At 47.9% G+C, this 20,880-nt stretch carries 21 protein-coding genes and 5 tRNA genes; 8 read left to right on the top strand and 18 right to left on the bottom strand.

Going from position 1 to position 20,880, the window contains the following annotated elements; all coding sequences use genetic code 11:
• Positions 1 to 135 precede the first annotated feature (135 nt).
• Entirely contained in the window at positions 136 to 915 is a 780-nt protein-coding gene (locus BUA17_RS30300) for an AraC family transcriptional regulator (RefSeq protein WP_063568140.1), read from the bottom strand.
• 112 nt (positions 916 to 1,027) lie between these two features.
• On the opposite strand from BUA17_RS30300, the gene pyk reads away from it, so the two are divergent.
• On the top strand, positions 1,028 to 2,443 hold the full coding sequence (pyk, locus tag BUA17_RS30305) for a pyruvate kinase (protein WP_064642858.1): 1,416 nt from the start codon (positions 1,028 to 1,030) through the stop codon (positions 2,441 to 2,443).
• Positions 2,444 to 2,579: 136 nt separating this feature from the next.
• On the opposite strand, the gene BUA17_RS30310 is transcribed toward pyk, so the two are convergent.
• Together BUA17_RS30310 and BUA17_RS30315 are read right to left on the bottom strand one after the other, a co-directional pair.
• Positions 2,580 to 4,109 (bottom strand): methyl-accepting chemotaxis protein, encoded by a 1,530-nt coding sequence (locus tag BUA17_RS30310; RefSeq protein WP_072735868.1) that lies wholly within the window; start codon positions 4,107 to 4,109, stop codon positions 2,580 to 2,582.
• Positions 4,110 to 4,273: 164 nt separating this feature from the next.
• Positions 4,274 to 4,723, bottom strand: a complete 450-nt coding sequence (locus BUA17_RS30315) for an SRPBCC family protein (protein ID WP_072735869.1) — start codon at positions 4,721 to 4,723, stop codon at positions 4,274 to 4,276.
• 281 nt (positions 4,724 to 5,004) lie between these two features.
• On the opposite strand from BUA17_RS30315, the gene BUA17_RS30320 reads away from it, so the two are divergent.
• From BUA17_RS30320 to BUA17_RS30330, 3 genes are read left to right on the top strand one after another with little or no spacing between them, the layout of a single operon-like run.
• Entirely contained in the window at positions 5,005 to 5,742 is a 738-nt protein-coding gene (locus BUA17_RS30320; RefSeq protein ID WP_072735870.1) for a WecB/TagA/CpsF family glycosyltransferase, read from the top strand.
• 23 nt (positions 5,743 to 5,765) lie between these two features.
• Positions 5,766 to 6,311 (top strand): AAA family ATPase, encoded by a 546-nt coding sequence (locus BUA17_RS30325; RefSeq protein WP_063568145.1) that lies wholly within the window; start codon positions 5,766 to 5,768, stop codon positions 6,309 to 6,311.
• Positions 6,308 to 7,117 (top strand): helix-turn-helix domain-containing protein, encoded by an 810-nt coding sequence (locus BUA17_RS30330; protein ID WP_063568146.1) that lies wholly within the window; start codon positions 6,308 to 6,310, stop codon positions 7,115 to 7,117. The genes BUA17_RS30325 and BUA17_RS30330 overlap by 4 nt, the downstream gene beginning before the upstream one ends.
• Before the next feature lie 64 nt (positions 7,118 to 7,181).
• Here BUA17_RS30330 and BUA17_RS30335 read toward each other — a convergent pair whose 3' ends face one another.
• On the bottom strand, positions 7,182 to 7,715 hold the full coding sequence (locus BUA17_RS30335) for an MOSC domain-containing protein (RefSeq protein WP_079697762.1): 534 nt from the start codon (positions 7,713 to 7,715) through the stop codon (positions 7,182 to 7,184).
• Between the two features lie 262 nt (positions 7,716 to 7,977).
• Here BUA17_RS30335 and BUA17_RS30340 point away from each other — a divergent pair, with 262 nt between their 5' ends.
• The 3 genes from BUA17_RS30340 (at position 7,978) to BUA17_RS30350 (ending at position 9,844) form a co-directional block, all read left to right on the top strand.
• Positions 7,978 to 8,334 carry a DUF1304 domain-containing protein gene (locus BUA17_RS30340; RefSeq protein WP_072735871.1) on the top strand — a complete coding sequence of 119 codons (357 nt, stop codon included), beginning with the start codon at positions 7,978 to 7,980 and terminating at the stop codon, positions 8,332 to 8,334.
• 119 nt (positions 8,335 to 8,453) lie between these two features.
• On the top strand, positions 8,454 to 9,254 hold the full coding sequence (locus tag BUA17_RS30345; RefSeq protein WP_083584916.1) for a DUF4261 domain-containing protein: 801 nt from the start codon (positions 8,454 to 8,456) through the stop codon (positions 9,252 to 9,254).
• 230 nt (positions 9,255 to 9,484) lie between these two features.
• Positions 9,485 to 9,844 (top strand): hypothetical protein, encoded by a 360-nt coding sequence (locus BUA17_RS30350; protein ID WP_063568149.1) that lies wholly within the window; start codon positions 9,485 to 9,487, stop codon positions 9,842 to 9,844.
• 157 nt (positions 9,845 to 10,001) lie between these two features.
• Here BUA17_RS30350 and BUA17_RS30355 read toward each other — a convergent pair whose 3' ends face one another.
• On the bottom strand, positions 10,002 to 10,496 hold the full coding sequence (locus BUA17_RS30355; RefSeq protein WP_072735872.1) for a GNAT family N-acetyltransferase: 495 nt from the start codon (positions 10,494 to 10,496) through the stop codon (positions 10,002 to 10,004).
• Positions 10,493 to 11,002 (bottom strand): hypothetical protein, encoded by a 510-nt coding sequence (locus BUA17_RS30360; RefSeq protein ID WP_063568151.1) that lies wholly within the window; start codon positions 11,000 to 11,002, stop codon positions 10,493 to 10,495. Before BUA17_RS30360 ends, BUA17_RS30355 begins: the two co-directional genes overlap by 4 nt.
• A gap of 158 nt (positions 11,003 to 11,160) precedes the next feature.
• Here BUA17_RS30360 and BUA17_RS31415 point away from each other — a divergent pair, with 158 nt between their 5' ends.
• Positions 11,161 to 11,310, top strand: coding sequence for a hypothetical protein (locus tag BUA17_RS31415; protein WP_157258625.1), 150 nt, complete (start codon positions 11,161 to 11,163; stop codon positions 11,308 to 11,310).
• 83 nt (positions 11,311 to 11,393) lie between these two features.
• On the opposite strand, the gene BUA17_RS30365 is transcribed toward BUA17_RS31415, so the two are convergent.
• The 12 genes from BUA17_RS30365 to BUA17_RS30420 all read right to left on the bottom strand — a co-directional run bounded on the left by BUA17_RS30365 (position 11,394) and on the right by BUA17_RS30420 (position 20,877).
• Complete coding sequence (locus tag BUA17_RS30365; RefSeq protein WP_072735873.1) at positions 11,394 to 12,407, bottom strand: LacI family DNA-binding transcriptional regulator; 1,014 nt, start codon at positions 12,405 to 12,407, stop codon at positions 11,394 to 11,396.
• Between the two features lie 104 nt (positions 12,408 to 12,511).
• Complete coding sequence (iolB, locus tag BUA17_RS30370; RefSeq protein WP_072735874.1) at positions 12,512 to 13,321, bottom strand: 5-deoxy-glucuronate isomerase; 810 nt, start codon at positions 13,319 to 13,321, stop codon at positions 12,512 to 12,514.
• 85 nt (positions 13,322 to 13,406) lie between these two features.
• A complete protein-coding gene (iolG, locus tag BUA17_RS30375) occupies positions 13,407 to 14,459 on the bottom strand; it encodes an inositol 2-dehydrogenase (RefSeq protein WP_072735875.1) in 1,053 nt (350 codons plus the stop codon).
• A gap of 70 nt (positions 14,460 to 14,529) precedes the next feature.
• Positions 14,530 to 16,005 carry a CoA-acylating methylmalonate-semialdehyde dehydrogenase gene (locus BUA17_RS30380; RefSeq protein WP_275078687.1) on the bottom strand — a complete coding sequence of 492 codons (1,476 nt, stop codon included), beginning with the start codon at positions 16,003 to 16,005 and terminating at the stop codon, positions 14,530 to 14,532.
• Between the two features lie 71 nt (positions 16,006 to 16,076).
• The gene (gene iolC / locus BUA17_RS30385; protein WP_072735876.1) at positions 16,077 to 17,087 is read right to left on the bottom strand and encodes a 5-dehydro-2-deoxygluconokinase; all 1,011 of its coding nucleotides are present in this window, start codon (positions 17,085 to 17,087) and stop codon (positions 16,077 to 16,079) included.
• Positions 17,088 to 17,208: 121 nt separating this feature from the next.
• On the bottom strand, positions 17,209 to 18,102 hold the full coding sequence (iolE, locus tag BUA17_RS30390) for a myo-inosose-2 dehydratase (protein WP_072735877.1): 894 nt from the start codon (positions 18,100 to 18,102) through the stop codon (positions 17,209 to 17,211).
• A 178-nt stretch (positions 18,103 to 18,280) separates the two neighbouring features.
• The gene (gene iolD / locus BUA17_RS30395) at positions 18,281 to 20,146 is read right to left on the bottom strand and encodes a 3D-(3,5/4)-trihydroxycyclohexane-1,2-dione acylhydrolase (decyclizing) (RefSeq protein ID WP_072735878.1); all 1,866 of its coding nucleotides are present in this window, start codon (positions 20,144 to 20,146) and stop codon (positions 18,281 to 18,283) included.
• A gap of 317 nt (positions 20,147 to 20,463) precedes the next feature.
• Positions 20,464 to 20,534, bottom strand: a tRNA-Gly gene (locus tag BUA17_RS30400).
• 9 nt (positions 20,535 to 20,543) lie between these two features.
• Positions 20,544 to 20,617: transfer RNA gene (locus tag BUA17_RS30405), tRNA-Pro, on the bottom strand.
• Between the two features lie 7 nt (positions 20,618 to 20,624).
• A tRNA-Leu gene (locus BUA17_RS30410) sits at positions 20,625 to 20,703 on the bottom strand.
• A gap of 15 nt (positions 20,704 to 20,718) precedes the next feature.
• Positions 20,719 to 20,795, bottom strand: a tRNA-Arg gene (locus tag BUA17_RS30415).
• 7 nt (positions 20,796 to 20,802) lie between these two features.
• Positions 20,803 to 20,877: transfer RNA gene (locus BUA17_RS30420), tRNA-Gly, on the bottom strand.
• Positions 20,878 to 20,880: the final 3 nt, after the last annotated feature.

Consider the following 20,880-nt stretch of genomic DNA (forward strand, 5'->3'; position numbering starts at 1 on the left):
TATATGGCAAAGGCAGGAGTAATTCGACTGTCGTGAGACCAAAAAGAGGGCCGAGGCCCTCTTTTTTTTGCATGAATGCAGCTGGATGTTTAAATGTAAGAACTTTTCAAGACGAGACCATGAAGACCCTGTCTTTCATACAATAGGTGGACGTTCATGGAGCAAATCAGATGGAGGACTTCCCATTAAACGCTTGAATATCCGGTAAAAATAAGACAGATCACGGTAACCGAGAAATTCTGCAATTTCCTGAATAGAGAGTTGTGACTCGGTAAGCAAATACACCGCCCTTTTCATTCGTTGATCATGAACATATTGGCTGATCGTCTGATTCGTCATGCTTTTAAATAACGCGGCTGCGTAATTTGGGGTTTTACGGATCTCGTCCCCGAGCTCTTCTTTCGTAACTTTCTCCCGGTAATGCCGCTCAATGTATCGCTTCATCCGCTCCGCATGAACATGTCTCTCCGGTGGAATAACTCCGCGATCCAGTTCCCTATTTATATAAATAAGTACTTCCATCAATAAGGCTTGGCTCATCATGACATAATAAGACGGACGTTCCTGCCATTGTTGTTGGATGGCTTTCATGCGTTCATGAATCAGTTCATAACATCCAGGCTTATGTCGCAAGGCCTCACTCCGTTCCAGCGCGGGCAAACCTTGTGCATGATCCCCCTGTAATTGAACTACAATTTGCGTGTGGGTTACGGTAGGAATACTTTTGCCGTAATACGGAATGCCAGCGGGAATTAGCAGCAGTTCACCTTTCTCCATGATCTGCTTCTCTCCGTTCACCCAATATACACATTTTCCATAAGTAACCAAGCTCAATCGCCAAGTCGCCTGTGACTGCACCGCTTCTTCGTACCAACCGACACCATTAATGTGTCGTACTTCTAATGGAGTGACCATAACACACCTCATTATTGGACTATATTCTAATCATTGTACTATAGTTCATACCCTGATTCGACAGAAAACGCTACAATACACATATAAGCAAACATATGAGGAGGAAAATAGCATGTTGAAAACAAAAATTATTTGTACTATGGGACCTGCTTGTGACTCAATCGAATTGTTAAAAGTAATGATTCAGGAAGGGATGACTGTTGCCCGTCTGAACATGGCTCATGGTGAGCTGGAAGATCACGTGGCACGGATTAACAATATCCGCAAAGCCGCTTCCGAATTGAATACTTATATTCCGATTATGATGGATATCAAGGGACCGGAAGTTCGTATTGGCAAACTGAAAGAAGCATCCTGCCATCTGCAAGCGGGTAAAGAGCTTATCTTGACTACTGAAGAAATTCTTGGTGACGCTGAGCGTATTTCGGTAAACTATCCGGAATTGAACCTCGTAGTAAAACCTGGCGATCGCATCCTCATCGATGATGGTTTGGTGGATCTGACTGTACTCTCCGTGGAAGGATCCGATATTCACTGTAAAATCATCAGCGGCGGCATTCTGAAACCACGTAAAGGGGTTAACTTGCCAGGAATCAAAACGACTTTGCCAGGTGTAACGGAACGTGACGTTATGCACATCGGATTCGGGATCGAAAACGGTATCGAAATCATCGCTGCTTCCTTTGTTCGTAAAGGCGACGACATTCGTGAAATTCGCAGCATCCTGAAAGAACGCGGTGTAGATCATGTACAAATTATCTCCAAAATTGAAAACCAGGAAGGTATGACCAACCTGGACGATATCATTGAAGCATCTGACGGTATCATGGTAGCGCGTGGAGATCTCGGGGTTGAAGTACCAATCGAAGACGTACCTATGATGCAAAAAGAAATGATCGATAAATGTAACCGTGCAGGTAAACCGGTTATCGTAGCAACACACATGCTGGAATCCATGCAAGTGAATCCGCGTCCAACTCGTTCCGAAGTTAGTGACGTTGCTAACGCTGTTCTTCAAGGGGCAGACGTTGTAATGTTGTCTGGTGAATCGGCAGCAGGTAAATATCCGGTACAATCCGTGCGCACGATGGCTGCTGTTGCTCGCCGTGCTGAAACGATGATTGATTACAAAGAACAATTCAACCAAAAATCCGCTCAACAAGTAGCTGATATTACCGAAGTTATCAGTCAGGGAGCAGTTAGTTCTTCCCTCGTCCTGAATGCCAAAGCGATCATCACTTCTACAGAGAGTGGATTTACGGCACGTATGATCTCCAAATATCGTCCGAAAGCACCGATCATCGCGGTTACACAGCATGAAGAAGTACTGGCTAAAATCTGCTTGCTCTCCGGTGTCATCCCGGTTATGGGCGACAAAGTAACAACAACCGATGAAATGTTCGAGTCTGCTACACGCAATGCAATCAAAACTGGTTATATCGAAAAAGGCGACATCATCGTATTGTCCGCTGGCGTACCGATTGGTCAATCCGGTAACACCAACTTGATCAAAGTTCAACAAGTATAATTCAACATATCGAATTGCATATATCGTTTCGTTGAGAATACAAAACCACCGAGAGCAGAAATGCATCTCGGTGGTTTTTTCTTATGCAATTCATTTTATCATCCAACAAATCGACCGGGTTACACCGTTTCCAACCTTACAAATTCCGTGAGTAGTTCACCAAATCCTGCGACATCATATTAATCTCATCCATCGAGGCGTTTACCTGCTGTGTTAGGGCAGCCTGATTCTGCGTCAGTGTGGACATGTTGCCAATGTGCTCCAGAATCTGGTCAATGAACGTCTTCATTGCCTGCATGCTATCTTCAATATTGACGGTTGCCTGCGAGCTATGGTCAGCTAACTTCCGCACTTCCCCGGCCACAACTCCAAAACCAAGACCAAGTTCTCCCGCTCTGGCTGCTTCGATTGCTGCATTCAGACCCAGTAAATTGGTTTGGCTGGCAATTTCCCGAATAAACGCTGTAATGTTTTGGGTATCATCTGCACTGCTCTTCACCTGAATGGCCGCATCCGCGGATAACTCTTGCGCAGTAACCAGTTCCTGAGCCTGATCGGTGATCGAATTAATTCCACGCACCATCTCACCGATAGATTCGGATAAAAGTTTTGTTTTCTGATTCATCGCTTCAACGATCTGTTCCTTATTTTTCTCATGTGTCACATCACGAATGGTTCCCGCTACACGGAGTGGTACACCGTTACCGTCCCGAACCGTCTCGCCACCTGCATGATACCAGCGATATTCCCCATTCTTACGTTGCAGACGGTAATCAAGATCGTACGGTGTCCGTCCACTGTAGTCATTCATGTGCTTGGCAAATTCATTGATCGTCCGGTCATGATCGTCCGGGTGAAGCCGGCTGCTCCAACTGCTGAACACATTCGGGAAATCCTGCTCATCGGTAAACCCAAGCTCTCGGCGAAACTGTGGTGACCACCAAAATTCATTATTCGGGTTAACCACATCTCCGGCCACAACGGTCATATCCCACGGTGCTTCCACTAATGCACGATTTACCAGGTCATAACGGGTAACGAGTGCTTCCAACTCGTCGGATTTGCTCTTCTCATCATGGATATCAAACATGATTCCCAGAAGTTTAACCGGAACGCCTTCGTCATTTCTGACAACTTGTCCAAGACACCGGAACCAGCGTACCTCTCCACTCTTCGTTATCATTCGGCTCGTTACGTTGTATGCAGCCATCTCAGAAGACTTATTAATGTTTTTCGTAATCTCCTGAACCAACTGGGGTCTGTCGTCGGGATGGATGGATTTGGCCCAACTTGCGAAAGCATCGGGATAATCCTTCGTATTGCTGAAGCCTAACATTTGACGAAATTCATTGGAAAAAACAATGATATTATTGCCATCCAGAGGATCTCCTGCAACAATCTCGGACTCCCAGAGTCCAATATTCAACGCCTGATTCAGCATTTTGAGGCGCATTTCCGCTGCTTCATTTTGCTTCTTCAGAATATGTACTGCTTTATTGATATTATGTGCAATTTCACCAGCTTCCTGCAAATCCTCGGTTGATTCCAGCTGATTGTTATATATCCCTTGCTCGGCGTCTTTAACCATTTTACGGCTGTATTCCAATAATGGTTGAAGCGAGCCTGCAGGGGCTTGCTTGATCTTTTGGGTACGTTTACGAAACATCGCGATTTCTCCTCTAATGTCATTTCTATATATTTCGACATAATTAGACATTAAATGTAGAGGGTTTTCATTCATTTGCGAAAACAACATGAAAAAAACGCTTTATCAGCGCTTTTTTCATATTGTTATGATGTTACATTCATATATCTCTCGCTATCGGACCTTTACCAGCCAAAATTCAGCGTTTCGCCCGTCTCTGCCCATGTCTTGATACTGCTCAAGATCATCCACCAGCTACTCTGTGCGTTTTCAAAAGATGGATGGTTGTCCGTAAATTGGTCATTAATCAATGTTAACTTCGTACATTCCCCTACCTTCTCCAGCTGGAACACTACTCTGGATTGAAGCTCGGCGTGATTGGCGTGGTAGGAAGGTCCGGGATGCTCAAGGTAACTTAATAGGGATAAAGGTTCGAATTCGAGAATATCACCGTACACATGAACCGTCTCTGCACCATCATTCCCAGGCCCTACATAGGCGAACGGCTGGCCCGGTTGGAAATTGGAACGAAGTTCGCTGCCAAAAAAGCTGCTCCGTGTACCGTCCGGCGAGATCAGGGCATTCCACACATCTTCCTGTCCGGCATTAATATAGAACTCATATTTCAATTCCATGAACTCACTCCCTTTATGTGTTGTATTAAAGTTCAACTGACACTTGCTTGCAACACTATCCTATCGTTATACCCCAAACGAAGTATTGTAAAAACACGACAACAGCGAAAATAAAAGATTTTAGATGCCATGAAGCTTGATAATTCGGACTTTTCATCCGGTGCCAAACTTCAACAAATATAGTGCTTTGCCAGGAGATCAGATATACTAAAATGGAATGAAATAACAGGAAATGTATACAAGTTGGGGACGGATAGTTAGCATCCAGAAAGGAACTAAATATGAACCAAACAACAAATATTATGGGAATCCCCTTTCCCAATATAACTATGGATCAGACGGTTACGATTCTTGGTGATGTAATCGATCAGAGACAATCCGAACTGTTCCATGTCATCACAGGCAATCCGGAAATCGTCATGTCTTGCCAGAAGGATCAGGCGCTTCGTTCAGTCGTAGATCAGGCAGGCATTGTTACCGCTGACGGCGCGGGCATTGTTATGGTATCCCGCTTTCGGGGTGGACAATTGACCGAACGGGTTACAGGTTGTGACCTGCTTTTTCGTTTGTTGGAGGAAGGAAGCCTGAAGAATTGGTCCTTTTATATGTTCGGGGCAGAAGAAAGTGTCAGTAAGAGGGCTGTGGATGTTATTGCGCAAAACTATCCGGGAGTCGTTGTGCGTGGCAGACATCATGGATTTTTCACAACAGACGAGGAGCAAAGCATTGTAGAAGAAATTCAAGAGGCACAACCTGATTTTCTTATTGTGGCCCTAGGAGCACCCAATGCTGAACACTGGATCAACAAATATCGCCATCAACTCAATGCTCGTGTAGCCATCGGAGTCGGGGGAAGCCTGGATATTCTGGCCGGCAAAACCAAACGAGCACCTGCCATATGGCAGAAGCTTAACTTGGAATGGCTTTATCGACTGCTCAGCCAGCCTTCCAGGTGGCGCAGACAACTTATTTTGCCACGTTTCGCTGTTCGGGCGTTGTTGTTCAGAGAGCAAAGGTAATATCAAGGGGGACTGATTACAGAATGATCGGTGAACAATCCAAGATCAAATTCAGGCCAAACAAAATACATATTATCGGCTCAGTCGGCAGCGGCAAATCTACATTGGCCCGCCTCTTATCCGCGAGGTTAGACCTTCCTTATTATGAGCTCGACAACATTGTGTGGCACCGTGTACCTAAAGGACAGGATATTCGCAATAGCCCTGAGAAGCGGGACACACTCCTGCAAAAAGCCGTTTATTCCAATCAGTGGATTATTGAAGGAGTACACTATGAATGGGTGGAAAGAAGTTTCGAGCAGGCTGATCTTATCGTCTATTTGAATACCCCCGTGTGGAAAAGGAATGTGCGCATTCTCAAACGTTTCACAGTACAGAAGCTCGGGCTGGAACAAGGAAATTACCGACAGACTTTCACTATGCTCTGGAAGATGTATAAATGGAGCTATCAACATGACCATAAGGAAAAGGCGCTAATCATGGCGTTTTTGCAGCCTCACCAACATAAATTGTGCATGGTTCGTAACGAAGCAGAATTGACGAGATACCTGGAGGAATCGACGAGATGAAACATGCGGATCATGCTGTCAGACCCAGTATGGGTCTTCTGAATCTGAATGAGGGCGACAAAAGATATTGCCTGACACGTTATGCCCCTTCCGAAGCATTGAGTTCTTTGGTCAAGCATTTCTGGATCGTCTCCTGGGATCTTACCGGGCATGATCCATATCCGCAGCATGTGGTTCCGAATCCCTGTGTCAATCTGGTGGTAGAGCGGGGAAACACCTTTTTCTTCGGTCCATCTGGACAGAAATTCTCCTATCTTGTCCGTGGAAAAGGAAGCGTGTTTGGGGTGAAGTTTAAGCCTGGAGGCTTCTATCCATTCATTCGTACTCCCGTATCCACATTGTATGGAAACCCCTTGGATGTCTCTGGTGTGCTTGGTATCGATGCTCCACTGCTCGAAGAACGTCTGCTCGGGGACGGAAGTGATGCGGACAAAGTCAGTTATATGGATCAGCTACTTTGTAAACATCTTCCTCCTCCTGATGATCAAGCCATTCTGGTTAGCCAGATTGTGCTGTATATTGAGCAGCATCGGGATATGTTGAGAGTCGATGACTTATCTGCTTCCTGGAATATGCACACAAGAAAGCTCCAGCGCCTGTTCAATCAGTATGTGGGCATCAGCCCCAAAATGGTGATCAAGCTCTACCGCCTACAAAATGCTGCTGAGCTGATGGAGCGGGGTGTGAATTGCGATCTGGTTAAGTTGTCCCAGGACCTTGGATATCACGATCAGTCGCATTTTATCAAAGACTTCAAGTCCATAATCGGCAGCACACCTGAAGAATACGTCCATTCCAGAGGATAAACTGAGATTAACTACAGTCGCAGCAAGCGGATTCGACTGTAATACAAAAACCTGTCCTGAGACCTCAGGACAGGCGAATAACTTCGATGGTATCTCCGGTACGGATGATGCCTTCACGCTCGACTGAACAGACGATTCCGCGTTTTTTGCGGGCGGCTGGCACGAACTTTTTGCGCAAACCATCCTGTTCGTAGACTTGCTCAATGATTTTTCCAGGGTGTACACAAGGCAGATTCTCCCCTTCGCAGATCAGCCCGGTTCCATCCGGGAACAGAAGTCGGGTCCCGACAGGAAGCTCCGTCAACTTTTCAACGCCACGGATCAGCATGTTGGCACCGAGCCACTCCGGGCGTACTTCAGGAATATTCATCTTCTGTGCTATGAGAGCACATTCCTCTTCTGAGACAATACTGATTTGCCTACGATTTGCGATTGGCGTTCCCCGTTTGTATATTTTCTGGCGGGAGTCCGCTGGGCGCAACAGACCGTAATGCCGATCACTCGGAATTCCAGCGAGCTCAATATCGATAAAAGGTACGACTCGTGTAACAAACGTTGATGGATCATCCGCCAGCAGGACGAATTGAACGGTTCCCACACCCACGCTAATCCCCCTTTTCCATGAGTAAGTTCACTTCTTTATTGTTCATTATTACCCAATGAATGGATTTTCGATAATCAGTAAATGTTTATCTTGTACTTAATTCGCGGCGTCATTTTAAACGAGAATCATGAACTCATTAACAATTTACACAATTAATTTGTGTAAAATTAAATTTATACTTTCAGTTCGGATGGCAAACATTTATACTGAGTGGGACAAGTAAATAAATGACATATAAGAAAGCAAGGTGTTTCTTTTGATTAGTATCATTTTCGTGGCTATTGTAGCCATTGAGCACTTCTACATCATGGTGATGGAGATGTTCCTGTGGACCCGTCCACGCACGATGAAGACGTTCGGTCTTACCCCTGACCTAGCGAAATCCACCAAATCACTGGCTGCCAATCAAGGTCTGTACAATGGATTTTTGGCCGCAGGTTTGATCTGGGGTCTCTTTTATCCAGATGCATCCGTTGGACAGCACATTCAGATCTTCTTCCTGGCATGTGTCATTATCGCCGCCCTCTACGGAGGTGTAACCGCTACTCGGTCCATCATTATCAAACAAGGGCTGCCTGCGATTATTGCATTACTTCTCGTTCTTTTCCTCTGATCACCTGATGGCCATTACCATGCCGGGATTCATTAAAAGCTCCAATGTGGTAAGGTATGGTTATAAAGGCATCGGATTATGCCTAATCACTGTGATTGGTCTGGAAAGGAGAACGTTTTATGGGACTGTTTGACAAGCTTCGACGCCGCAAAAAGGAAAACTCCACCGCAGGTGGAGCCGTACATACTGCTCCATATAGCGAAACCATCGTTGGATTTGTTTTGCTGGAACACGAAGATTGTAATTTTGATCACTTCATTAGCACGATGAAAAACGAGTGGAATATTGAGATTGACGAACGTCCGGAGGAAGGCAATCTTTTTTTCGAAGTGGATGGAATGCAAGTGGTGTGTGCACACATTAATGCTCCTATTCCTGACCACGAAGTAGAGGAAAATGCCAAATTAAATGTGCTGTGGCAGGACGCGGTACAAGTCACTTCAAGACATCAATCTCAAATTATTGTTTCTGTACTGAATGCAACTGACGCCATTCAGGCACATATTCTGTTCACCCAAACAGCGAGTGCCTTGCTCCAGCTGGACCATGCGTTGGCTATATATATAGCGCCACTTGTGGTGGAAGCAGGCCAGTACGTGGACATCAGTCGTTTAATCAAGGATGGTGAGCTGCCCGTCTCCCTCTGGATTTTCATCGGACTATTTCAAAGTCCTGAAGGCGCATCGGCCTACACTTATGGGTTACGCAACTTCGGGAAAGAGGAGATGGAAATCACTCAATCCGCAAAGCCGTTAAGTGAAGTATTTGAAATGATGTATATGACTGCGACTTATGTTGTTGAAAACGATGTAACCCTGCATGACGGCGAGACGCTCGGCTTCTCAGCAGAACAAAAGCTGCCCATCAACCGCTCGGAAGGAATAGCCACAGAGGGTAGCAGCTTGAAGATTGGTTTTTAGGCATCGTTAAGAGCCGTCCAGATTCCTCGTGACTGGGCGGCTTTTTTATGTTTGATTTCCGATTTAGCTCATCAACATACGTTTCCCTGAAATTGTATCTGCTAGGAGGACATAGTTCATAAGTATTAGAATATAGTGAACTTTGTTTTCATCTCTGCAAATTGAGGGTATAATTAATAGGTCAATAGACTTATATCGTACATAATATTTTATCGTAAGGGAGTTGCCAAATGTCTGTAAAACGATTGGATTCACCTAAACCTATTATTGAAATAGTTTGGGAAGGGATGGTCTCTCCTGAACAGGTGGAACAAACAAATACCGAGATAAAAAAAATAGCGGAGCAATTGGGTAATTCATTTGATGTGCTGGTGGACATGCGCAATATGAAGGCATTTCCTCAGGATACAAAAGAGAAAATTGTGGAGCACCAGAAGCTGCTGGCACAGTGGGGCATGAAGCGTGCGAGTGTAGCGGTAGGCGGGGCGATTGCCAAAATGCAGCTGAACCGGATCTCCAAAGAATCGCAGCATCAGACCGAATTCCAATGGGAAACATATGATGAAGCTTTGGCTTTTTTATTGAACTAATTAAATAGGGCTGTTATGTGAGCATAATGGAAATATGGTGCGATGAACATGCAGGCATATATATCTTAAGGCGCTTCCCAGCATATAAGGGGAACGCCTTTTTGTATTTTGCAAACTCTCCATATGAAATGAATATGTTCATCTGTTTGCGATAAGATCATGGTTTCATCACGCACACCATCGTTACAGATGTGCCACACATGCCCTGTTCGACGAATCCGAAACGCCGATAAAGCCGAATTGCTTCGTTATCGGGATCAACACTGAGCGAAACGGCGTCAATGTCCCGCTTTCGAGCCTCATCTAACGCCGCCTGAATGAGACGGGTGCCTATTCCTTTGCCACGCGCTGTCTCAACCACAGCCATTCCCATCTCGGGTGTAGCCGCATTTACATAACCATATCCCGCATTCTGCTCATTAAAAAATCGCAACGTCACCGAACCCATACGTTTGCCCTGAGAATCCACGGCGATAAATCCGAAATCTCCCTCTCTCCCCCAACCTTCAACGTACTTGGACATGCCGGGGCTATGAATGATCTCAGGTTCAAAAGGCTCTTCGCCCTCCCGCTTGAACATGGATGCATACAACATCTCCCACAGAAAAGGGATATCCTGCTCTTCAATCGGACGTAATTGATATTCCGTCATTTTTTACCCTCCTTCAAATTGGTAAAGAGGCGTTCCATTTCATTTAAATTAAAATCATTGGTAATTTCATAATTTTCAAGCTTGTCTCTCGTTTTGTATCCGCTATAGATAGAGACGGCATGTTCGTTATAAAACGTAATTCCAAAGCCTTCTGTAAATCGATCTTCTTTCTTCGTCAAAAGCTGCCAGTCATAGTAATATGGGTTCCCCTCCGATCGCTCGGAGATATCTATTTGCTTTACTCTTCTTAATTCGATATCCTTCGCAAGCTTTAATATCTTTCTAATCTCTTGGGGATCTTTAATAGTCACTTCTTCTTCATCGTATGGATCGGTGGTCGGTATTTTTTTGATAATCAGAATGTCCAGTGTATCCAGCATACTCATATGATCCGTGACTTCAGCTCGAAAGGTGGTATGTTGTCTCGAAATGTACATTGGTATCGTAATAGCTGCAATCACGAGTACAACGACCACACCAAGAATGGTTTTGGTTCTTTTTTTCATTGAGCTCTCCTCTCGTTATTGGGTGAATCAGGAAATTAAAGTTCATTATAAGTATACCACCTCATCCAAATATTGTTCTAGATCATTAAAATAACCCATTAAATACATGCATTTTATAAAGAAAAAACCTCTTCATAATGATCTCCAGTGTTGCAGCCATGTCGGAACAGAGTGCGGCTTCCACGGAAGAGGTTGCTTCTTCCACGCAGGAACAGTTCAATTACATTACAAGCATCTCGGAACGTTCCAATGAGCTGGCGCAGCATGCCAATACACTGTACGAAGAAGTGAAGAAGTTCAAGATTTAACTCAAACAAGCCACGTTCACCCTTAGGTGCACGCGGCTTGTTTTATGTGGACGACGTATATGTTTCAGGACCGGGCTGTAGTCTTAAGATTGATCTGATACCTTTCCTGTTGAGTCTCTAATGACCAATTCAGGCTTCAGGACAATTTTTTGCGGTGATTTACCTTCATCTTTTAGCTCATCAATTAATAAATCAACGGCACGACGCCCCAGATCCTCAATAGGTTGGGCAACCGTCGTCAGAGGCGGACTGGTTACCGAAGCCAGAATCGTATTATCGAATCCGATGATTGATACATCTTCTGGCACACGCAGTCCTAGTTCTTTGGCAGCCTGAAGCGCACCAATTGCCTGCATGTCGTTACAACAGAAGATGCCTGTGGCTCGATTCTTTTCCGTGAGCAGCACGAGCGCCTCTTTTTTGGCTGAACCCAAATCGGCATATGACTCTCTCACCTGATCGGCTTCTAGAGAGTAACCCGCCTGCTCCAATGCTTCACGAAATCCGCGTACACGTTCCTGACTGCTGCTGACTTTGAACGGTTCGGACAGCACCGCTACGTGAGTATGACCCAATTCAAGCAGATGCTGTGCTGCCAAGGCGCCACCAAGCCTGTCATCGATCGCAACGGTATGTACCGATAACGACGGCATATGACGGGCAATCAGAGCAACAGGTATCGACTGTTGCAGGAGTGGAGACAGAATCTCGGCATTGTCGATACCTGTTCCGATCATCATGCCGTCGACCCTTTTTTGCTGAAGCAGATTCAAATACCGCTCTACCCGCTCGTCCTTATTATCTGTGCTGCAAATCACGACGCTATAACCCAACTGCCGACTGCGATCTTCTACCGCTCTGGCCAGCTCGGCAAAATACGGATTAGAGATATCGGGCACGAGCAGCCCGAGCGTGTATGTCTGCTTACCCGTAAGTGCAGCAGCAATAGCGCTCGGCTGGTAGTGAAGCCGCTCCATGATCTCCATAATCTCGGCGCGCCGCTTCTCGCTAATTTTACCTTTGCCGTTAATGACCTGTGAGACGGTTGCAATGGATACCCCCGCCTCGCGTGCTATATCATATATGGTTGCTTTCATTGTTATTTCCCCATTTGTGCTATATATAAATTCCCTTATATATAGGTAATCGTTTTCTTCTCATTATGCAGGGGGAAGTCCGCATACGCAACTTGAAGCCAATACTACTTTTTATTCATCAGCCAATCATGGTCCGGGTCGTTATGGAACTTCCAGGTCCGGGTTGGTCCTGCCATCACATTCAGATAGTAGACGTCGTATCCCGGAGGAGCACCTACCGGATGGTATCCACACGGAACAAGCACAACTTCGCCGTTGTTCACTGCAATCGTCTCATCTACAGCTCGATCATCGGTGTATATCCGTTGGATGGCAAACCCCTGCTCAGGCTGCACTCGGAAATAGTACGTCTCCTCTAGCAATGATTCGTCAGGCAGGGCGTCCCGGTCATGTTTATGCGGCGGATAGCTCGACCAATGTCCATCTGGTGTGAACACCTCAACGACAAGCAGACTGTCTGCTTCTTTTTGTTCCGGCAATATATTGTGAATCTGTCGTTCCAGATTGCCGTAACCACGCGTCTCAACACCTACATCATCCGGGGCAATCAGACGAGCTGGATACGTGCCTTTACCTGGTGCTGCACATATGGCAATCTCCAATGCGGTAAGAGCTGTTAACTCCACTCGATCTGAACTGGATACGTAAATCGAATACGGAGGAATTTTTTCAAAAACACTCATTCTTTTCCCGATATTCTCCCACGTATATTCACGAGTACTTATATTCGCCAAGCCGCTGAGAAGCACAATACAGAGTTCCTGATCCCCGCTCTCACGAGTTAGGGTCTGTCCCTCCGCAAGCTGCACCACCTGGAACCCAACATATTCCCATCCCGCAGACTCTGGTGTGACCGTCAACAACGTTCCGTCTGCTTTTGGATTCAACATAGGTTTTACTACGCGTTCTGACATGCTTCCTTCCACTCCTTCCGGTATTTATCCGTAATCCTGACGGCTGTCTATTAGATGAAATGAACTTGTTATTTTGAAAATAGCTCTACGGGGCAACCGTCTGCGATTCCACCGACATCCCCGGGACTTCCCGCAGCTTCACAGGTCTGCCTTGTTCCATGGACATGCGTGCGGCGATTGCGATGCGTTCTGCCTGAACGGCATCATTCCCGTTTACGACGACAGGTGTATCGTTCCGAATCGCGTCGATGAAAAGAGCAGTCTCCTGCACGTACGCTTCGTTGTATCTCTCCAGGAAAAAGTGTAGCGGCTTGTCGCGCATCAATCCATTTGCTGTACTAATTTCTGCCGTATTCGGATGATCGTTCGCAGCTGTTGCGCTGCCCAATGAGCCAAATACCTCGACTCGCTGATCGTATCCATATACCGCTTGGCGGCTGTTATCAATGACGCCGATTGCTCCATTTTCAAAACTCAACGTCACAATGGCCGTATCCACATCGCCGTGTTCCGCAAAAACAGGATGAATCAGCACATTGCCCTGGGCATAGACGTCCTCCACCTCACTACCGGACAGATACCGGGCCATATCGAAATCATGGATCATCATATCCATGAAGATTCCGCCAGACACCCGGATGTACTCCGCTGGCGGCGGACTCGGGTCACGAGAAGTAATTTTAATAATATGCGGATCACCAATCGTTCCCTCCTGCACATGTGCACGTACCCGTTTGAAGTTATGATCGAAGCGACGATTGAATCCGATTTGCAGCTTTACCCCAGCCTTCTGCACGGCTGCAACAGCTGCCTGAGTCTGATGAAGATCCATACTGACCGGCTTCTCGCAAAAAATGTGTTTGCCCGCCTGGGCTGCCTTTTCAATCAGGGGTACATGCGTATCTGTTGAGGAACAGATCAGCACTGCATCCACATTTGGCATGGCGATCAGCTGGCTGCTATCTGTCGTTACCACCGGAATGCCACGGCTGGAAGCCCACTCCTCCAGCTCCGGTCCTGCAAACAAATCACTGATGCCAACTATCTCGGCATGCGGGTTGCGCATGAGATTGTCCGCATGAATTTTACCAATACGACCAGCGCCGATGATGCCAATTCTCACTTTATCCTTGCCCATTCCGTTATCCTCCCTGTATGTGTCCATGTGGACTCAACGTTCTTCCATTGGCTGGGTATGCCCTGAGTGACTACCAGCGGGCAGTAACCATTTTTTTGCGAGTATAAAATTCAACGCCATCTGTACCGTTGGCATGCAAATCACCGTAGAACGATTTCTTCCAGCCGGAAAAAGGGAAAAATGCCATTGGCGCAGGTACGCCCAAGTTAATGCCCAGCATGCCTGCATCAATCGTTTCACGGAATTGGCGCATGCTTGCCCCACTGCGGGTGAACAGGCAAGCTCCGTTGGCAAAGTCGGAACGGTTGGCCAGTTCCACTGCTTCCTCCAACGTAGCTACCCTCGCTACCGAGAGTACCGGTGCAAAAATCTCGTCCTTCCAAATCTTCATAGTGCTCTGCACCTCATCAAATACCGTCGGACCAACGAAATAACCGGACTTGCCTGTCGCTTCATCTTTGCGACCATCCCGAATCAGAGCAGCGCCTTCCTGTTCTCCGGATTCAATGTAGCTGAGTGTACGTTCCTTATGCGGACCACGAATGACAGGACCCAGGAATACCCCTTCATCCATGCCGTTACCAATGGTGATACGATCTGCTGCTTCCACCAGCTTTTGCACCAGCGTGTCCGCAACATCGCCGACGGCGACAACAACCGAGCAGGCCATACAGCGTTCTCCGGCTGAGCCGAAGGCCGCACTGGTGATTTCTTTCACCGTCAGATCAAGATCGGCATCCGGCATAACGATCGAGTGATTTTTGGCACCAGCAAGCGCCTGTACCCGTTTGCCATGTGCGGATGCGGTAGTGTAAACATATTCAGCCACAGGCTGTGAGCCGACAAAAGAGATCGCTTGAACATCCTTGTGTTCAAGCAGTCCATTCACGACATCATGCGCACCGTGAACGATATTGAGCACGCCGTCCGGAAGCCCTGCTTCCTTGAACAGCTCAGCCAGACGGCCTGCCAGCAGCGGTGTGCGCTCGGACGGTTTCAGGACAAAGGTGTTGCCGCACGCAATCGCCAGCGGGAACATCCAGCACGGTACCATCATGGGGAAGTTGAAGGGGGTTATTCCCCCAATTACACCGATTGGGTACCGATACATGCCTGACTCCAGCCCGGTGGCGATGTCGGGCAGCTGTTTGCCCATCATCAGGTTCGGGGCGCCTGCCGCGAATTCGACGCATTCGATGCCACGCTGCACTTCGCCGTAGGCTTCCGCGTAGCTTTTACCGTTCTCCAGCGTAACCAGCCGCGCGAGTTCTTCCCAGTGCTCCACCAGCAGCTGCTGGTAGCGGAATAGAATCCTTGCACGGCGGGGAACCGGTGTGCCACTCCAGGAAGGGAACGCCTCCCGTGCCGTCTGGACGGCCAAGTCCACATCCGCCTGTTCAGAAAGTGGTACGTGTGCAATGACCTCTTCCGTAGCCGGATTCACGACCGGCTCGGTACGGGTTGCCGCTGGGGTCACCCAGGCACCCCCGATCCAGTTTTGAACCATTGTCGCTGTTACTGACGCTTCCGAAATTCCTTTTCCCATAGCCCTGTCTCCCTTCGCTTATATGTGCGCTGCGTCAATTTCTCCATCCACTCCAAGTACTTCAACACGCTTCAAGACACCGTAATTTCGCCCCGATTGCAGCGTTCGATATAGTCATTCACTTGTTCCACCGTTGGCATCGCATCCGAGCAGCTGTGGCTGGAGATAACGATACATGCTGCCGCACTGCCAAACGCCATGCTGCGTTCAATCGTCCATCTCTGCATCAACCCATACAGGAATCCCGCCGCGTAGGAATCACCTGCTCCAAACGTCTTCACCACACGCGCAGGGTAGCTGTCCGCTTGATGAGATAGCCCTTCACCTGTATAGGCAATAGAGCCTTCCTTGCCATGTTTGATGACGACAATTTTAGCTGAGAAATCAAACCATTTTTGTGCGGTCACCTGATCGCTATGATCTGGATTATGGTCAAACGTCTCCATCATGTCGAACTCTTCACGTGTGCCCAGGATGATATCGCATTTCTCGGCAGCGAGGTTATAATAGACCGCCGTCTCTTCGGCTGATGTCCATGTGTAAGGACGATAGTCCAGATCGAACACAATGATTGTGCCATGCTTTTTCGCATACGCCAGCGCCTGGAGTACCGCTTCACGCGATGGGCTCTGGGCGAGGGCTGTGCCTGAGATCAGCAGCACTTTGGAGTCGGCAATCAGCTGTTCCTGCACCTCTCTCGACTGCAATAGCAGATCAGCCACATGGTCACGATACATTAGAATGCTGCAATCGGTTGGACTTTTGATCTCGGTAAAAGCAAGTCCTGTCACCGCTCCGGTATCGTCCGTTACCACATTTGACGTATCGATCCCGTTCCGCTCCAGATAACTGTTGATGAACCTGCCCATCTGGTCATTCGCGATTTTACCGATAAATGCCGTTTCCATACCGAGTCTGGACATGCCAATCGTGATATTAGCCGGAGATCCGCCCACATATTTTGTAAAAGTCATCGTCTCTTCCATCGGGCGATTGATCTCATTGGCATTCAAGTCGATGCACAGACGGCCAATCGCGGTGAAATCCATCTTCCTGGAATTAGGAAAGGATACGTAAGTCATTGTATTTGAACCCCTTTCTTTTGATGGGATTTGGAATGATACATTCATCAAACTCACACTCATAATCTGGTTTACCTCATGGTATGGCTCTCTCCCGATGGCCATGACTTTATCAGCTGTGCTAGTCTAAGGACTCCATATATTGCAACGATCGCCGCGCATACTCATACGGATTATGAATCGCAGGGTCCTGTTCGCCTTCAAGCATCGCCCAGCCATCATACCCCCGTGTGACCAACTCCTGCAGAATCGGTGCAAAATCAATACATCCATCTCCGGGAACCGTAAAAACCCCTTTACGAATACAGCCCACAAAATCAGACTGTTCCGCCCGTGCTGCGTCCAACACTTGAGGACGGATATCCTTCAGATGAATATAGGCAATCCGGTCATAATGCTTGCGTAGGAGAGCTAACGGGTCAGCTCCGCCGTAGTAAGCATGACCTGTGTCATAGAGCAAATAAACAAGAGATGGGTCAGTCAGTTCCATCAATTTATCGATCTCTTCCGGTTGCTCAACAACGGTACCGCCATGGTGATGATACGTCAGCTTCAACCCGTGCTCAAGGGCGATGGCACCTGCTTCGTTCAGCCCCTCAGCAAAGATGTGCCATTCCGATTCACTGAGCCTCAACACTTCTTTTTCATGTGGTGTCCGCCTTGGGTCAAAATGCAGGGAGCCACCTACTTCCGCCGTGCTGATCACCGTACTGCCCATCGATTGCAGAAACTCCGCGTGTCTGCGATAGCTGTCCAGCTCAGACTGGCGATACGCCGGGTCGGAGAACAATACCGATTTCCACTGGGAAACGAGGCGTATATTGCGCTTGCCCAGCTCCTCCCGCAATGTGTCTGGATCCGTGGGATATTTGCGTCCCATCTCCGTACCTGTCAGGCCAAGTCGCTGAATGTCATCCAGAATCTGTTCACATGTTGTTGCATCACCATGCTCCTTTACATCCTCTCCGACCCAGTTGATCGGATGAATCCCGAGCTGAAATGGCAGCTTGTTCATGGCTCCACGTCTCCTTTTGTGGTTCAACATTTTTGCATCATTCGATGTAACTCGTTGCTGGGTGAAAATATTTAGAGGAAGAAGCACTCTGATTCATACAACATATATACACGTGAAGCATTCCCTCTTTATCATGCAGATGTGAAAGACACTCTTTGAATTTATGCAAAATGGCCTATTAAACAGGTCTTACTTTGGCACGGTTTGCCTGCATGGCGTGGTGAGCCGTTACCACCTTTTCCTCGTTGGACACTTCTGGCACGCCCACATTCCACCAGGACTCATATCCGCCAGTATTGGTTCCAGGCACGACTGGAATTTCGATCAGTGTAGTCACGGTCTCATTCCGTGCATCTCTGATCGCCTGCTCCAATTGTTCTGTCGTCTCTGCCTTATAGGCTTTGGCTCCAAGGCTGCGGGCATGGGCTGCAAAATCCATAGGCATGTAATCCCCGGTCAGTCGTCCGCTCTCCGATTCCCGATAGCGGAACTCGTTGCCAAAACCGTCACTTCCGTGCTCCCGTTGCAAATTATGAATACACTGAAATCCGTTGTTGTTGAATAGTAAAATCGTTATCTTCTTCTGTTCCTGCAAGCTCGTCACCAGTTCAGAATGCAGCATAAGGTAACTACCGTCACCCACCATGGCATACACTTCACGATCCGGCTCGGCAAGAGCTGCCCCGAATGCCCCGCTCACCTCATAGCCCATACAGGAGAAGCCGTACTCCATGTGGTATGTTTTCGGTGCCGAAGCGCGCCACAGACGGTGCAAGTCTCCAGGCAAACTTCCCGCCGCACACACAATGACGGAAGAAGGGTCAATGGTCCGATTAATTACACCGACCGCGGTTGTCTGTGCCAACCCTGCCTCATGTTGCAGTCCATAGAGTCGATCCACCTCGGTGTTCCACTCATCCCGCAGGTCGGCGATCTCAGATGTTCCGTATCCACTGTGGTACTGCCGTCCCTGTAAAGCCGCTTGCAAAGCTTGCAGACCTTCCCGTGCATCCGCCAGAATCGCTTCGCCACCCAATTTGGCGGCATCCATGCCGTTCAGGTTAATATTGATGAATGCCACTTCGGGATGCTGAAAAGCTGAACGAGACGCCGTCGTAAAATCCGAGAATCGGGTGCCGACGCCGATTACCACATCCGCTTCTCTGGCAAGCCTATTGGCAGCCAGCGAGCCGGTCACACCGATAGCTCCCACATTAAGTGGGTGGTCCCACGCCAAGGCACTCTTGCCAGCCTGCGTCTCGGCAACCGGAATGCCAAATGCCTCGGCGAATTCAGCCAGCTGTGTAGATGCCTCGGCATACAACACGCCGCCGCCTGCTACGATCAGCGGCTTCCTGCCACGGGCAATCTGCTGCGCTGCCCGTTCAATGGCCGCCTGGACCGGGGGACGACGGTCCAGGTAATGTACCTTGCGGGCGAAGAACGATTCAGGGTAATCGTACGCCTCTGCCTGCACATCCTGCGGAAGCGCCAGCGTTACCGCGCCCGTCTCCGCCGGGTCCATCAGCACGCGCATTGCCTGCGTGGCAGCAATCATCAGCTGTTCGGGACGCACAATGCGATCCCAGTATTTGCTGACCGCTTTGAACGGATCAGTGGCTGAAATCGTATAATCGCCGCTTACCTCCAGCTGCTGCAGCACGGGATCTGGTTCACGCGTGGCAAAGTTATCACCCGGAAGCAGTAAAACGGGAATACGATTGACCGTTGCCGTTGCCGCTGCGGTAATCATGTTCAGTGCTCCTGGTCCGATGGATGTTGTGCAGGCATATATCTGTCTACGGTTCTTCTGCTTGGCATAGGCTGCTGCCGTATGTACCATGCCTTGTTCATTTTTACCCTGCATATACGTCAGACTTCCAGAACTACGCTCCAGTGCCTCTCCAATACCAGTTACGTTACCGTGACCGAAAATGCCGATAACACCTTTCACAAACTTGGTTTCCACCCCATCAACGGAAATATATTGCTGATCCAAATATCGGAGCAGTGCCTGAGCCATAGTCATTCTAATAGTTGTCATGGAATGATCATCTCCCTTCCCTTTACGGGTTAAGCGCTTAATCTACGTTAAGTTTAAGCGCCTTACCCCTAAAGGTTAAGCGCTTAATTGATATAGTATTACAGGCTAAAGGATTAGGCAAGATATTTTTGTAAGCGTTTTACAAAACGGCAAATAAACATAGCTTTATCAATGTGGTATTGTGTATTATCCCACTGTTCATAAGCTATGATCCGATAAGTTACTAACATTGAACTATGTATTCGAAATCTGATGGAAACGTAAAAAAATACAAAAAAAGAGATGGCAGAAACCATCTCTTTTTTGCATTTCTATAAAGCGGGTGATGGGAATCGAACCCACGCTATTAGCTTGGAAGGCTAAAGTTCTACCATTGAACTACACCCGCATGTAAAAATCGGGATGACACGATTTGAACATGCGACCCCCTGGTCCCAAACCAGGTGCTCTACCAAGCTGAGCTACATCCCGTTATCTATACCGGCGAGAGGACTCGAACCTCCACGGTTTCCCACTCGATTTTGAGTCGAGCGCGTCTGCCATTCCGCCACGCCGGCATATGAAGTTATAAATGGCGCGCCCTGAGAGATTCGAACTCCCGGCCTTTTGATTCGTAGTCAAACGCTCTATCCAGCTGAGCTAAGGGCGCAAAATATTGGAGCGGAAGACGGGAATCGAACCCGCGACCCTCGCCTTGGCAAGGCGATGCTCTACCGCTGAGCCACTTCCGCATA

It is taken from the genome of Paenibacillus sp. ov031, assembly GCF_900143165.1.
GTDB lineage: Bacteria > Bacillota > Bacilli > Paenibacillales > Paenibacillaceae > Paenibacillus > Paenibacillus marchantiae.